Here is a 13,794-nt window from a genome sequence, read left to right as displayed (position 1 = left end):
AGCTGAGGGAAATATAAATTTTCCCTCGCTCCTTATTATTTGTCGTCTATAATAAAAATATGTTTGATTTTTTGTTTAATTGAACTGTAGTTTTTAGTTATAGTTTCTTCATGATGTTCATTATATAAAGTGATTTTAGGTTGATCATTATAAATTTGATTATAGCGTATTTGTAATGTTTGTAATAGATGTATCATTAATACACGTAAAATAGCAAATAATGGAATCCCAATAATCATTCCAACAATGCCCATTAAATTACCAGCGACTAATAAAACGAACATAATTGTTAAAGGATGCATTTTTAAGTTTTTACCAATAATATTAGGTGAAATAAAATTACCTTCTAAAAATTGTACGATCCCCCAAATGACTAACATTTTAATTAACATTAAAGGTGAATCAATGTATGCGATAATCATTGCAGGAATACAAGCGATAAAAGGACCAATATAAGGCACAACGCTTGTGACAGCTGCAATACATGCTAAGGCAACAGCATATTTTAAATCAATAATTAAATAACCGATGTATAATAATAAACCAATACATAATGAAACAGTGACTTGACCTTGAATATACGTACCGACTTGTAAATTAATATCTTTGACGATTGTATGCCAAGGTTTATGCCAAGCTGGTGGTATAATTTTATCTGTAAATTTCATGAAAGCACCACGATCTTTCAACATGAAAAATAAGACGAAAGGTGCAGTAATTATTGCAGTACCTACATAAGTCACTTTGGTAATGATGCTATACATACTATTTAATGTACTACCTAATGATGCAACAATTTTAGAAGGTAATTCAGCAATATGTTGGTTTACCCACTGTGAAGCTTGTTGTACAAGATGATTAATCGTACTATCTTTTGATAAATGATTTAAATCATCACTAAATGTTTTAATAAATTGTGGGAAATATTCTGCAAATTGTACAATTTGTTGCCAAATAATAGGTAAAATAAAAGCAAATAGTGCAATCAAACTAGCAAATAAAATGATAAAAACAATTAATGTGCCCCAAATACGTTTTAACTTAAATTTATTCTCTAAATAATTAACAATAGGATTAAGAGGGTAATATAAAATAATTGCTAAAATAATAGGTAGAGTTAAAGTAGAAAAAATAACTAATAAAGGTTCAAAAATAAAATTGATTTTATCATATACATAAATGATAATTGAAATGAGTAATAATGCGCCAAGTATAAAATACAAGTCTTTACCACCTAAAAAACGAATTAAAGGGGATGTTTTTTGTTTGTCCATAATAAACTCCTTAATGTGAAATTATGTTTAGTATGCCTTAAATAATATAAAATGTCGACTAAAATTATTTGAATTAAGATAAATAGTTTATGAAATTGAATCCTATTATATTTTTTGTTATGATGAAGAAGTTAATTTAGAGAGGAAGTGAATAAGATGCGGTTACATATCCAAAATTTACAACAATTACAACATTTAGCAACAATCTTAGCTAATGAAGTACAACCGCAAACAGTTATATTATTAGAAGGTGATTTGGGTGCAGGTAAAACGACGTTTAGTCAATTTTTTGGTAAAGCTCTCGGCGTAAAACGTGTGATTAATTCACCAACATTTAATATTATGAAAAGTTATCAAGGGAAATTACCTTTATATCATTTTGATGTCTATCGTTTAGCAGACAGTGAAGAAGAATTAGGTTTTGAAGACTTCTTTTATGGAGAAGGAATTTGTTTAATAGAATGGGCACATTTAATTGAAGAAAGTTTACCCCAACAGTTTTTACAACTTACGATGACATATATTAATGACAATGAACGTCAAATCATTTTGACACCAAAAGGTGACAAATATCAACAATTATTAAAGAGGGTGGAACAACAATGGTAACTTTAATTATTGATACTTCAACACAATTTTTAAATATAGGTTTAATGAAAGAGCAAAAAATTATCGCCTCCTTATCTAAGCGTGTGAAAACTAATCATTCTGAGCATGTAATGATTGAAATTGATGCTTTATTATCACGAGCACAATTAACACTCGACAAGCTTAGTGCTATTGCCGTAGCACAAGGGCCCGGTTCATATACGGGTTTACGTATAGGTATTTCAGTTGCTAAAATGTTAGCTTATTCACTTAATGTGCCATTATATCAATTTTCTTCATTAGCTTTAATTGCTTTACAAGGGCAAGGACAATGTGTTGTACCACTAATTGATGCACGTAGACAGGCTGTCTATACAGGTAATTATATTAATTACCATAGTGAAGGTGATGAATATATGACGATTGCTATGTTAATTGAACAATTGAATGCTAAACAAAATCCAATTTGTTTTGTAGCAGATCAAGTAGAAACATTATTATCTCCTTGGTTTGAGCGGTTAACTGTAGATTATCAATTAAAAACTATCGAACAATATGATTTAACACAGTTTGCTAAATTGACACTTGTAGAAGCGGATGCATTTAATATGAAACCTAGTTATTTACGTTTGTCTGAAGCGGAAGCCAATTTGTTAAAGAAATAAGGTGACAAGATGTATACTATACAATTAATGACTTTGGCTGATGTAGATAAAGTTTACAATATAGAATATCAATGTTTTGCACCACATCATTGGACTAAAGCTATGTTTGAACATGAAATCAATAATAATGATTATGCTAATTACTATCTATTATGTAAAGCAGACGTAGTTATTGGTTATATAGGGGTTTGGCATTTATTTGAAGATATTGAAATTACTAATTTTGCGATTGCACCTGATTTTCGTGGCCAGAAATTAGGTCAATTATTATTAAAATTAGTTTTATTAGATAAAAAAAATCAAGGTGCAAAATATGCCTTTTTAGAAGTAAGAGTGTCTAATCATATCGCACAAAATTTATATCGTCAAGTTGGCTTTGAAGTGATAGATATTAGAAAAAAATATTATGCAGATAATGGTGAAGATGCTTATGTGATGAAAAAAACATTTAAAGAAGGAGAGTTGATATGAAAAAAGATATTACAATACTAGCAATTGAAACAAGTTGTGATGAAACAGCCTGTGCGATTATTCGCAATGGTAATGAAATTTTAAGTAATATTGTGGCCACGCAAATTGATATTCATCGTCAATTTGGTGGTGTAGTGCCTGAAGTAGCTAGTCGTCAACATGTTGAAGTAATTATACAAGTGGTAGATGAAACATTGACAAAAGCACAAGTAACGATGCAAGATATTGATGCAATTGCGGTAACATATGGACCAGGATTAATAGGCGCACTTTTAATAGGTGTGAATGCTGCTAAAGCATTAGCTTATGCACATAATAAACCATTAATTCCAGTGCATCATATTGCAGGTCATATTTACGCTAATCAGTTAATAGCGCCATTACAATTTCCACTGGTGGCTTTAATTGTATCTGGTGGACATACTGAATTAGTTTACATGAAATCTCATTTATCATTTGAAGTAATTGGTGAAACACGTGATGATGCTATTGGTGAAGCTTATGATAAAGTAGCAAGACAATTGAATTTAGCCTATCCTGGCGGACCTAAGGTTGATCAATTAGCACAACAAGGTCAAGATACATTGAATTTACCGAGAGTATGGCTAGAAGCAGATAGTTTTGATTTTAGTTTTTCAGGTATTAAATCAGCAGTCATTAACACATTACATAATGCGAAACAAAAAGGACAAATTATTGCATCAGAAGATGTTGCGGTAAGTTTTCAAGAAGCGGTATTAGAAGTAGTTGTCACAAAAGCTTTAAAAGCTTGTCAAAATTATCAAGTTAAACATTTAATTGTTGCAGGAGGTGTAGCAGCTAATCGAGGTTTGAGAGAAAAATTAAATCAACAAATACCACAAGATTTAACTTTACATATACCACCATTAGAATTATGTACTGATAATGCGGCGATGATTGGAGCAGTAGCTTATCAAGCTTATTTAGCTAATTATCGTGCTGATTTATCTTTAAATGCTGTGTCATCATTAGATATTGAAACATATAGTGTTGGTAAATAATTATGGGAATAAATTTATTATGGATAGTACCATTAATTATTTTTATAATTTCATTTGCTATTGAACCGAGACAATTTAAAAATAGTTTATTTTTTAGCTTCTTTTTATTGATGTTAATATTTACTAGTGCGATGCAAATGATTGTTCATTTTGAAAAAATGGGCATGTTAAAATTAGCGATAGGTACAGCATTAGTTATTGCCTTAATGTTACCAATATGTATTTTAATTGGCTGTTTATTTTTATTATTGAATGGTAGAACTATCTTGCAAAAAGAAGGTAGAAGATTAGCTAATATGTTGTCTTTATTTTATGGACTAGCAATATTAATATTGATTTTATCACCATTATTAACAGGTTATATTGTCACTAAAGATTATCAGTCTTTATTTTTCATTAATCATATATTTGGTTGGTTATTTTTAATTATTGTTTATTTTACAATTATTTATATGAGTCATCTTTTATATAGTATTTTTTATATAAAATGGCCTTTACTGAAAGAGCCGGATTATATTATTGTGTTAGGTTCAGGTTTAATAGGTGATAAAGTACCACCACTATTAGCACAACGATTAGATAAAGGTATAGAAATTTATCATAAGTATCAAACAAGACCATGTTTTGTTGTTTCTGGTGGTAAAGGAGAAGATGAATTGATTGCAGAAGCTGAAGCTATGCGCTTATATTTATTAGAAAAAGGTATTCCTGACCAAGCAATTATTGTAGAAAATAAATCAACAACAACATTAGAAAATTTAACTTTTTCTAAACATATATTAGATAAAATATCTAAGAAGTACTATACTGTAGTCGTAACGAATAGTTTCCATGTGTTAAGAGCAAGTATTTATGCACGACGTGTAGGGTTAAAAGGTAAAGGTATTGGTTCAAAAACAGCATTTTATTACATGCCAAGTGCATTAATTCGTGAAAATATAGGTTTGTTAGTGATGTTTAAGTATTGGCATATCGCATTTTTATCTATAACGGTAGTACCATTTGTTGTAATAGAAATTATTAATTTTATATGGGATTTATTTAATAAATAATAATTGTTGAATTATTAAAGTTCTAGAAGAATTTATTTTTTCTAGAACTTTTTTATATTATATGCTAATTGCTTACATTGAATTTTAAACTGTGCTTTGGTACAATGAAGGCAATCTAAATATCGAGGTATAATTATGACAATTAAAAAACAGCATATCATTACAGCAGCTTTAGCTATCTTTGGATGCTATGCAAGTTACACAGCGTATACGAATCATCAACAATTAAATGTATATCAATATAATAATCAAGTGTTACAACAAGATATTGAAAAAGCACAACAACAAATTCAACAATTTGAAAACACGTACTCAGATATGTATTTTGAATTAAATAGTTTAACGGTTGCACAATTTGAAGCTAAAGTTGAAGCAGGAGAACAAGTTTATGCTTATATTGGACGACCAGATTGTTCTGACTGTACTGTAGCTGATCCTATACTTAAAGATTTAATTGAACAACATCACTTAGCCAATGACATATATTATGTTAATGTTGCACAATTATATAAAGATAAGCAAAAATGGTTAAATTTTAAAAATAAGTATCAAATTATGGGGACACCAGTTTTAGTGAAGTTTCAAAATCGTCAACAAATAAACAAAGTTGATAAAGAACAATTGAATCATTTTACTAAAGAAGATATTGTATCTTGGTTACAACAAAATCAATTGATTAAGGAAAACTAGCATGACAAATAAATTATTAATTATTGTTGGTCCAACAGCTGTAGGTAAAACATCATTAAGTATTGATCTGGCTAAAAATTTTAATGGCGAAATTATTTCTGGAGATAGTGTACAAGTATATCGGGGATTTGATATAGGTTCTGCTAAAATAACAGAAGTTGAGAGAGAGAATATACCTCATTATTTGATAGATATTAAACACGGCAATGAACAATATACAGTTGGTGATTTTAAGCAACAAGCAGAACAATTGATTGAACAAATTGCTAATAAAGAAAAGTTGCCTATGATTGTAGGTGGAACGGGTTTATATATTCAATCTATTATTAATGACTATCAATTTGGTGAGAGTATTCCTAAAGAATATTTAGAACAAGTTGAAAAGATAGTGCAACAAAATGGTGCACAATATCTCCATACTTTATTAAGTCAAGTAGACAGCGAAAGTGCCAATAAAATTCATTATCATAATGAAGTCAGATTAGTACGTGCTTATGCTTATTATTTATATTTTAATAAAAAAATAAGTGATAATATTCAAGCAACAACGACTCATAAGTATGATATGTTGATTTTAGGTTTAAATAGTTCACGAGAATTAATTTATCAACGTATTAATCAACGTGTGGATATGATGTTTGAAGCGGGTTTGATTCATGAAGTGGAAACATTGTTAGCACAAGGTGTTTCAAGTGATGCGCAAGCAATGATGGCAATCGGTTATAAAGAAGTTGTATGTTACTTACAAGGTCAATTGACATTAGAACAATGTCGTAATTTAATTCAGCGCAATACAAGAAGATTTGCTAAACGTCAATTAACGTGGTTTCGAAATAAAATGACGATACATTGGCTAGAAACATCTAATGGACAAGCAGCATTATTAACTGAAGCAATAAAAGTCGTAAAAGAATGGTTAGAGAGGTAAAAAACTTGTGGATGTTTGGCAAATATTAGGTATTATTGGTACGATTGCCTTTGCATTATCAGGTGCAATTGTTGCGATTGATGAAGATTTTGATATTTTAGGTATTTATATTTTAGGTTTAGTAACCGCATTTGGTGGTGGTGCTTTAAGAAATTTAATGATCGGTTTACCTGTTCAAATATTTTGGAGTCAAGGTCATTTGTTTAATGTCGCATTAATCGTTATGACATTAATTATTATTTTTCCTAATATAATTAGAAGAAGTTGGGTTAAACTAGAAATTTTAACTGATGCCATTGGGTTAGCAGCCTTTAGTATTCAAGGTGCTTTACATGCGATGCATCTTAATGAACCTATTAGTGCAGTCATTACTGCTGCTATTTTTACTGGTGCTGGTGGTGGAATTATTCGTGATATATTAGCGGGTCGAAAACCAAGTGTTTTAAGAAGTGAAATCTATGCAGGTTGGTCAATTTTAGTGGGAATTGTTATTTATTTTCAATGGGTTAACACACAATTAGGTTATTATATACTCGTTGTTGTCATTACAATATTACGCGTTGTTGGTAATAAATATCAATGGCATTTACCGAAAGCAAATAAATAGAGGTATTATATGGAGAAAGTTATTGTAGTAGGTGTTCAATACGAGCATCAAAATGATGAAATGTTCGAATCACTTACGAAAGAAATGCACAGCTTATGTTATACAGCTGGCTTAGATGTCGTCATGTCTGTTAGTCAGAAGCGAAAGACAACAGATCGTACAACATATATAGGTAAAGGAAAAGTAGAAGAAGTTCGTGTCCTATTAGAACAATACGAAGATGTAGAAATGATAGTTATTAATGATCAAATTTCTCCAGCTCAAATTAAAAATTTAGATGTGGCATTAGATATTAAGATTATAGATAGAACACAGTTAATTTTAGATATTTTTGCAATGCGTGCAAAATCTAAAGAAGGTCAATTACAAGTTGAATTAGCACAATTAAATTATTTGCTACCTCGTTTATCAGGACAAGGGCAAGCCTTATCTAGATTAGGTGCGGGTATCGGTACACGTGGGCCTGGTGAAACTAAATTAGAAACAGATCGTCGACATATTCGTAGTAGAATTAAAGAAATTAATAAAGAGTTAACTAAAATTGCACAACATCGTCAACGTTATTTAGATAGTCGTAAAAAGCGTGAAGAATTTACAATCGCATTAGTAGGTTATACTAATGCTGGTAAATCAACATTATTTAATTTACTAGCCAATTCACAAACATTTGAACAAGATTTATTATTCGCAACTTTAGATCCGTTAACTCGAGAAATCGTATTAAATCAAGGGTTCAAATGTTTAATAACAGATACAGTTGGTTTTATTCAAAATTTACCACATACATTAGTTAAAGCTTTTTATTCAACATTAGATGAGATGTTAGTGGCTGATTTAATTTTGCACGTCGTAGATGTTAGTCAATCTGGCTATGAACAAAGATATCATGTTGTTAAAGATATTTTAAGCGACTTAGGTGCAGATCATATTCAACAATATGTTATTTTTAATAAAGCTGATTTATTAAAAAATGATATGCTTCCAACAACGGATAGAGAACCTTCATTGCTAATGAGTGCGATTAATCATCAAGATAAAAAAATAATTGATCATTTTATTGTTGAGCAATTAAAACAAGATTGGCAAGTATATACTGTAACTTTATTTGAAAATGTTTCGAAATATTTGGAGCAATTAAAAAATATATCATTAGTCGATAGCGTAACTTACGATGAAGAACAAAATGTTTATATTGTAGCAGGTAAAATTAGTCAACAATATAGTTATCATTTGCAACAATTGCAAGAAAATAATCATTTATTTATTAAAACAGAATAACAAAGAATATGTATTGTCAAGCATCTATAAAAAAGAGTATAATAATAGTGTAAAGACTAATTAAACTGTTGATAAAGGAGTGAGAAATATGTCAACATTAATCGAAACTAAAAGATTACGTTTAAGATCTTTTAGACCAGAGGATATTTATGATATTCATCAATATATGAGTCATCCTCAAGTGTTAAGATATATTGAAGAACAGCCTTATGATTTAGAAGCAACAAAAAATTTTATTAATAAACATTTAGGGGATAATCCTTTAATGTATGCAATTGTTGAAAAATCAACGAATCATGTTGTAGGTCATGTTATTTATCATCCTTATCAAGAAACAACAATTTATGAATTAGGGTGGGTATTAAATGAATCGGCGCAAGGCCACGGTTATGGTTTAGAAATTAGTCGTGAATTAATTCATTTTACTTTTGACAATACTAATGCGCATAAAATTTATGCAACGACTGTAGAAGGTAATCAACAATCAATTGATTTATTAATTAAATTAGGTTTTAAAAAAGAAGGCGTATTAAGAAAAAAAGTATTGTTTAATGATAAATATTTAGACGAATACTGCTTTGGATTATTAAAAAATGAATCACGTCAAAGATTTTATAAAGACGGTTTATAATAAAAAAAGATTTTCATTTGAAAATCTTTTTTTATTATATTATGTTGTAAAATATAATAACCAATTAATAATAATAATAAATACGCTGAATAATGTGGCGGCAAGTGAAAATTGTTTTACTGATTTTTTTTCAAGTAATTTTAAATAAGTAAGTAAAAAATAAATGGCATAGCATAAAATAAATTCGACAATAAAAATAGTAAAAGAAATCAAAATAAATTTTGCCATAGTAACCTCCGCTTCATATATTTATCCAAAATTATAGCATAGTATTAAAATCATGTAAATGTAATACGCTTACTAAAAACCATGTCAGATTTTATGACATTAAATTGAAAAGTGATGAACCTTTTGATATTATTTTAGTATATTTAATATTGAAATGAGGAAAATATGGGATTTAAAGCTATTAGAAGATCATTGCCAGTTTTTTCTATAAGTATAGTGATGAAATTAACTGAACTATCAGCACGTCAAATTAGATATTATGAAACATATGAATTAGTGACACCACAAAGAACAGAAGGTAATACTAGACTTTTTTCAATGAACGATATTGATAAATTACTCGAAATTAAAGAGTATTTAGAAAAAGGTTATAATTTGAAAATGGTGAAAAAAATTGTGGAAGAAACAACAGAAAATCATCTGAGTGATCATGCTCTTAGAGAAAAAATACGTCATGATTTAGTAAATGTTAATGAACGACGTCGTGAAGATATTTTATCTAGGGGAGATTTATCAAGATTTTACAAAAATAAATAGTGTTTAAGGAGAAAAGAAATGTCAACAAAGTATACTAAAGAACAAATTTTACAATTAGCAAAAGAAGATAATGTGAGTTATATTCGTTTACAATTTACAGATATTTTAGGAGTTATTAAAAATGTAGAAGTGCCTGCTAATCAGTTGAAAAAAGTATTAGATAACAAAATGATGTTTGATGGCTCGTCAATTGAAGGATTTGTACGTATTGAAGAATCTGACATGTACTTATATCCAGATTTAAACACTTGGTTGATTTTTCCGTGGGATAATGGAGAATACGGTAAAGTGGCACGTTTGATTTGTGATGTTTACACATCAGATTTAAAACCATTTGCTGGAGATCCACGTAATAATTTGAAACGTGTGTTAAAACAAATGGAAGATTTTGGCTTTACATCATTTAATTTAGGGCCAGAACCAGAATTTTTCTTATTTAAGCTAAATGAAGCAGGTGAACCTACATTAGAACTAAATGATTCAGGTGGTTACTTTGATTTAGCACCAATGGATTTAGGTGAAAATGTAAGACGCGATATTGTTTTAGAATTAGAAAAGATGGGCTTTAATATTGAAGCCTCGCATCATGAAGTAGCACCTGGTCAACATGAAATTGATTTTAAATATGCAGATGTTTTAGAAGCGTGTGATAATATTCAAACATTTAAACTAGTTGTTAAGACTATTGCTAGACAACATGGTTATCATGCTACGTTTATGCCAAAACCTATTTTTGGTATTAATGGTTCGGGAATGCATTGTAATGTGTCATTATTTAATGGCGATGAAAATGTATTTTATGATCCTAAAGCACCATCTGAATTATCTAAAGTGGCACGTCAATTTATTGCGGGTACATTAAAACATGCACGTGGCTTCACAGCAGTTGCTAATCCAACAGTTAACTCTTACAAACGTTTAGTACCAGGATATGAAGCACCTTGTTATGTTGCATGGTCAACATCAAATCGTTCACCATTAATTCGTATTCCTTCAGCAAGAGGTTTATCGACACGTGTAGAAGTGCGTTCTGTAGATCCAGCTGCTAACCCATATTTAGCTATGGCAGCAATTTTATCAGCAGGGTTAGATGGTATTAAAAATAAATTAGAACCACAAGAAGCTGTTGATCGTAATATTTATATTATGACAAGAGAAGAACGTTTAGCAGAAGGTGTAGATGAATTACCATCAACATTATATACAGCATTAAAAGCATTAGCAGAAGATGATGTTATTAGAGAAGCATTAGGTGAACATATTTACAATAGTTTTATAGAAGCTAAATCTATTGAATGGGATGCTTTTAGAACACATGTGACTGATTGGGAACAAGAACAATATTTAAAAATGTTTTAATAATAAAAGTATTAGTCTGTATAGGCTAATACTTTTATTCTCTTATTGTTAAAGTTAGATTGATTGCATATTAAAAAAAGTTTTGCTATGATATTAGCAAACTCAAACATAGAAAGGAAGAATAATGGACCTCAGTCTGATTATAAATTTTATACTAATTTTCATTTTGTTAATACTTACTGCTTTTTTTGTAGCGAGTGAATTTGCTATTGTCAAAGTTCGTAAAACACGTATAGAAGAGCTAGCTAAAAATGGGCATGCATCTGCTATACGTGCAGAAATGATCATTAAACAGTTAGATACTTATTTATCAGTATGTCAATTAGGTATCACAATTACAGCTTTAGCTTTAGGATGGTTAGGTGAACCGACTTTTGAACATTTGTTACAGCCGATATTTTTAATGTTTAATTTGTCAGCTACTATGTCAGCGACAGTGAGTTTGATTATCGCATTTTCATTAATGACATTTTTACATGTCGTTTTAGGAGAATTAGTACCTAAATCTATGGCCATTCAAAGAGCTGAAAGTATTACGTTATTTGTTGCGCGCCCATTGTATTGGTTTAGTTTAATAATGAAACCATTTGTTTGGTTGTTAAATTCTTCAGCTATGGCATTAGCAAAGATGTTCGGTTACAAAGGTTCAAATAAAGGTGATGCACATTCAGAAGATGAATTACGTTCAATTTTAGAAGAATCTTATGAACATGGTCAAATTAACTCTAGTGAATATCGCTATGTAGATAGAATCTTTGAATTTGATAACAGAGTGGCAAAAGAAATTATGGTACCGCGTACAGAAATGAGTGTTATTGATATTAATGACAGTTTAGGTGTTTCTTTAAGAACCATTAGACAAGAAGGGTATACAAGATATCCAGTTGTAGATGGTGATAAAGATGATATTATTGGTATACTGAATATCAAAAGAATTTTTCAAAAAGAATTAGAAACAGTAGAAGATTTAAAAAAATATATCACGTCAGTAGATAAAGTTTTTGAACATACGCCTATTTCTCAAATATTAATGCGTATGCAGAAAGAACGAGAACATTTAATTATTTTAACTGATGAGTATGGTGGGACATCAGGTATCGTCACATTAGAAGATATTATTGAAGAAATTATTGGTGAAGTTCGTGATGAGTTCGATGACCAAGAAGAAAGAGCTATTAAAAAATTAAAAAATGGTCATTATTTAATAGAAGGACGTGTTGCAATTCAAGATATTAATGATTATTTTGATATAGATCTTCCACATGAAGAAGTAGACACTTTATCAGGTTGGATATATATTCAAAATTATGCTGTTAATGAAGGGGATATTTATCATTTCGATAATATTGCTTTTCGAGTTGTTAACATTGAAGAAGATCGCATTGTGCAAATAGAAGCATGGTTAAATACAGAGGGGAATTTATAATGAATATGGATAAAATTATTGAAAGAATTAATGAATTAGCAGCGAAAAAGAAAGAACAAGGATTAACGGAAGCTGAATTACAAGAACAAGCAACTTTACGCAAAGAATATTTAACAATTTTTAAAGGTAATTTTAAAAAAGTAATGGAAAATACGACAGTTGTTGACCAGGAAGGTAACGATGTTACACCAGATAAATTAAAAATGATTAAAGAAGCAAATGAAAAAAAATAATATTGTGAAACAAAGTTGGTTAAAAAACCAACAATTATTACGTTGTCCGTTTTGTCATCTTAATTTAGAATTACAAGACAATGTATTTTGTTGTGGTAATAGCCATGTCATTAATCTTAATAAATCAGGTCAAATTAATGTGCTATCGAAGCCAGTTGATGTAAACTATCAATTGGCTTTATTTGAAGCAAGGTTTAATATTAATCAAGCTGGACTATTTGAACCATTATTAAAAGTGATTAAGCCATATGTATTAAATGCTCGTCATATTGTTGATGTAGGTTGTGGAGAAGGTTCTCATCTTAATTATTTAGTAGATAAGCACTTGGCAATAGGTATTGATATTTCTAAATACGGCATTCAATACGCTGCTAAAAAGTACCAACATATTAATTGGGTAGTAGCAGATTTAGCAAATATGCCTATTGCTAATCATTCAGTAGATGTTTTATTTAATTGTTTAACGCCAGCAAATTATAGTGAATTTCTTAGAGTACTCGCTGATCAAGGAATATTAATTAAAATTATTCCAAATGAAGGGTATTTGCAAGAGTTAAGAGCAAGATTTAATTTAAAACCTCAAAATTTGATGAAGGAAGAAACTTTAAAACAAGTCAAACAATATTTTACTAAAGTTGATTCTTTTGATATAGCTTATTTATATGAAATTGAAGAAACATTAATTCAAGATTTATATCAAATGACACCATTATGTTGGCATATAGATAAAGAGATTTTAAAACAATATCAACAATCAATTACATTGTCTATGAATTTTACAGTTATTATTGCAAGTAATTAGAAA

General features: G+C 29.5%; 17 protein-coding genes. 15 read left to right on the top strand and 2 right to left on the bottom strand.

Annotation, left to right across the window (positions count from 1 at the left end; genetic code table 11):
* Positions 1 to 35: 35 nt before the first annotated feature.
* On the bottom strand, positions 36 to 1,274 hold the full coding sequence (locus AC5EAH_RS00190; RefSeq protein WP_493492733.1) for an AI-2E family transporter: 1,239 nt from the start codon (positions 1,272 to 1,274) through the stop codon (positions 36 to 38).
* 147 nt (positions 1,275 to 1,421) lie between these two features.
* Here AC5EAH_RS00190 and tsaE point away from each other — a divergent pair, with 147 nt between their 5' ends.
* The 10 genes from tsaE to AC5EAH_RS00140 all read left to right on the top strand — a co-directional run bounded on the left by tsaE (position 1,422) and on the right by AC5EAH_RS00140 (position 9,206).
* Positions 1,422 to 1,883 (top strand): tRNA (adenosine(37)-N6)-threonylcarbamoyltransferase complex ATPase subunit type 1 TsaE, encoded by a 462-nt coding sequence (gene tsaE, locus AC5EAH_RS00185; protein WP_493492732.1) that lies wholly within the window; start codon positions 1,422 to 1,424, stop codon positions 1,881 to 1,883.
* Entirely contained in the window at positions 1,877 to 2,527 is a 651-nt protein-coding gene (gene tsaB, locus AC5EAH_RS00180; RefSeq protein ID WP_493492731.1) for a tRNA (adenosine(37)-N6)-threonylcarbamoyltransferase complex dimerization subunit type 1 TsaB, read from the top strand. Before tsaE ends, tsaB begins: the two co-directional genes overlap by 7 nt.
* 9 nt (positions 2,528 to 2,536) lie before the next feature.
* Positions 2,537 to 2,998, top strand: coding sequence for a ribosomal protein S18-alanine N-acetyltransferase (gene rimI, locus AC5EAH_RS00175; protein WP_493492730.1), 462 nt, complete (start codon positions 2,537 to 2,539; stop codon positions 2,996 to 2,998).
* Positions 2,995 to 4,020: a tRNA (adenosine(37)-N6)-threonylcarbamoyltransferase complex transferase subunit TsaD gene (gene tsaD, locus AC5EAH_RS00170; RefSeq protein WP_493492729.1), complete on the top strand. Its 1,026-nt coding sequence runs from the start codon at positions 2,995 to 2,997 to the stop codon at positions 4,018 to 4,020. Before rimI ends, tsaD begins: the two co-directional genes overlap by 4 nt.
* A 2-nt stretch (positions 4,021 to 4,022) precedes the next feature.
* A complete protein-coding gene (locus AC5EAH_RS00165; RefSeq protein WP_493492728.1) occupies positions 4,023 to 5,072 on the top strand; it encodes a YdcF family protein in 1,050 nt (349 codons plus the stop codon).
* Between the two features lie 135 nt (positions 5,073 to 5,207).
* Positions 5,208 to 5,762, top strand: coding sequence for a thioredoxin family protein (locus tag AC5EAH_RS00160; RefSeq protein WP_493492727.1), 555 nt, complete (start codon positions 5,208 to 5,210; stop codon positions 5,760 to 5,762).
* A 1-nt stretch (position 5,763) separates the two neighbouring features.
* Positions 5,764 to 6,690, top strand: a complete 927-nt coding sequence (gene miaA / locus AC5EAH_RS00155) for a tRNA (adenosine(37)-N6)-dimethylallyltransferase MiaA (protein ID WP_493492726.1) — start codon at positions 5,764 to 5,766, stop codon at positions 6,688 to 6,690.
* 7 nt (positions 6,691 to 6,697) lie between these two features.
* Positions 6,698 to 7,297 carry a trimeric intracellular cation channel family protein gene (locus AC5EAH_RS00150; RefSeq protein WP_493492725.1) on the top strand — a complete coding sequence of 200 codons (600 nt, stop codon included), beginning with the start codon at positions 6,698 to 6,700 and terminating at the stop codon, positions 7,295 to 7,297.
* Positions 7,298 to 7,306: 9 nt separating this feature from the next.
* Positions 7,307 to 8,575 carry a GTPase HflX gene (hflX, locus tag AC5EAH_RS00145; protein WP_493492724.1) on the top strand — a complete coding sequence of 423 codons (1,269 nt, stop codon included), beginning with the start codon at positions 7,307 to 7,309 and terminating at the stop codon, positions 8,573 to 8,575.
* An 88-nt stretch (positions 8,576 to 8,663) separates the two neighbouring features.
* Positions 8,664 to 9,206, top strand: a complete 543-nt coding sequence (locus AC5EAH_RS00140; RefSeq protein ID WP_493492723.1) for a GNAT family N-acetyltransferase — start codon at positions 8,664 to 8,666, stop codon at positions 9,204 to 9,206.
* 39 nt (positions 9,207 to 9,245) lie between these two features.
* On the opposite strand, the gene AC5EAH_RS00135 is transcribed toward AC5EAH_RS00140, so the two are convergent.
* Positions 9,246 to 9,434: a hypothetical protein gene (locus AC5EAH_RS00135; RefSeq protein WP_493492722.1), complete on the bottom strand. Its 189-nt coding sequence runs from the start codon at positions 9,432 to 9,434 to the stop codon at positions 9,246 to 9,248.
* Positions 9,435 to 9,599: 165 nt separating this feature from the next.
* Between AC5EAH_RS00135 and AC5EAH_RS00130 the strand changes: the two genes are divergently transcribed.
* The 5 genes from AC5EAH_RS00130 (at position 9,600) to AC5EAH_RS00110 (ending at position 13,791) form a co-directional block, all read left to right on the top strand.
* The gene (locus AC5EAH_RS00130) at positions 9,600 to 9,971 is read left to right on the top strand and encodes a MerR family transcriptional regulator (protein WP_493492721.1); all 372 of its coding nucleotides are present in this window, start codon (positions 9,600 to 9,602) and stop codon (positions 9,969 to 9,971) included.
* A gap of 18 nt (positions 9,972 to 9,989) precedes the next feature.
* Complete coding sequence (glnA, locus tag AC5EAH_RS00125; RefSeq protein WP_493492720.1) at positions 9,990 to 11,330, top strand: type I glutamate--ammonia ligase; 1,341 nt, start codon at positions 9,990 to 9,992, stop codon at positions 11,328 to 11,330.
* A 124-nt stretch (positions 11,331 to 11,454) separates the two neighbouring features.
* Positions 11,455 to 12,756, top strand: coding sequence for a hemolysin family protein (locus tag AC5EAH_RS00120; RefSeq protein WP_493492719.1), 1,302 nt, complete (start codon positions 11,455 to 11,457; stop codon positions 12,754 to 12,756).
* The gene (locus AC5EAH_RS00115) at positions 12,756 to 12,989 is read left to right on the top strand and encodes a DUF896 domain-containing protein (protein WP_493492718.1); all 234 of its coding nucleotides are present in this window, start codon (positions 12,756 to 12,758) and stop codon (positions 12,987 to 12,989) included. Before AC5EAH_RS00120 ends, AC5EAH_RS00115 begins: the two co-directional genes overlap by 1 nt.
* Positions 12,976 to 13,791, top strand: a complete 816-nt coding sequence (locus tag AC5EAH_RS00110) for a methyltransferase domain-containing protein (protein ID WP_493492717.1) — start codon at positions 12,976 to 12,978, stop codon at positions 13,789 to 13,791. The genes AC5EAH_RS00115 and AC5EAH_RS00110 overlap by 14 nt, the downstream gene beginning before the upstream one ends.
* Positions 13,792 to 13,794: the final 3 nt, after the last annotated feature.

Source organism: Staphylococcus sp. B1(2026) (genome assembly GCF_058895785.1).
Note: the sequence above shows the minus strand (reverse complement) of the source record. Positions and strands in the feature narration are given on the sequence as shown.

Bases quoted from the DNA above. Each gene is read 5' to 3' on its own strand.
- AC5EAH_RS00190 (WP_493492733.1), bottom strand. From the start codon at position 1,274: ATGGACAAACAAAAAACATCCCCTTTAATTCGTTTTTTAGGTGGTAAA.
- tsaB (WP_493492731.1), top strand. From the start codon at position 1,877: ATGGTAACTTTAATTATTGATACTTCAACACAATTTTTAAATATAGGT.
- rimI (WP_493492730.1), top strand. From the start codon at position 2,537: ATGTATACTATACAATTAATGACTTTGGCTGATGTAGATAAAGTTTAC.
- tsaD (WP_493492729.1), top strand. From the start codon at position 2,995: ATGAAAAAAGATATTACAATACTAGCAATTGAAACAAGTTGTGATGAA.
- AC5EAH_RS00165 (WP_493492728.1), top strand. From the start codon at position 4,023: ATGGGAATAAATTTATTATGGATAGTACCATTAATTATTTTTATAATT.
- AC5EAH_RS00160 (WP_493492727.1), top strand. From the start codon at position 5,208: ATGACAATTAAAAAACAGCATATCATTACAGCAGCTTTAGCTATCTTT.
- miaA (WP_493492726.1), top strand. From the start codon at position 5,764: ATGACAAATAAATTATTAATTATTGTTGGTCCAACAGCTGTAGGTAAA.
- hflX (WP_493492724.1), top strand. From the start codon at position 7,307: ATGGAGAAAGTTATTGTAGTAGGTGTTCAATACGAGCATCAAAATGAT.
- AC5EAH_RS00140 (WP_493492723.1), top strand. From the start codon at position 8,664: ATGTCAACATTAATCGAAACTAAAAGATTACGTTTAAGATCTTTTAGA.
- AC5EAH_RS00135 (WP_493492722.1), bottom strand. From the start codon at position 9,434: ATGGCAAAATTTATTTTGATTTCTTTTACTATTTTTATTGTCGAATTT.
- AC5EAH_RS00130 (WP_493492721.1), top strand. From the start codon at position 9,600: ATGGGATTTAAAGCTATTAGAAGATCATTGCCAGTTTTTTCTATAAGT.
- glnA (WP_493492720.1), top strand. From the start codon at position 9,990: ATGTCAACAAAGTATACTAAAGAACAAATTTTACAATTAGCAAAAGAA.
- AC5EAH_RS00120 (WP_493492719.1), top strand. From the start codon at position 11,455: ATGGACCTCAGTCTGATTATAAATTTTATACTAATTTTCATTTTGTTA.
- AC5EAH_RS00115 (WP_493492718.1), top strand. From the start codon at position 12,756: ATGAATATGGATAAAATTATTGAAAGAATTAATGAATTAGCAGCGAAA.
- AC5EAH_RS00110 (WP_493492717.1), top strand. From the start codon at position 12,976: ATGAAAAAAAATAATATTGTGAAACAAAGTTGGTTAAAAAACCAACAA.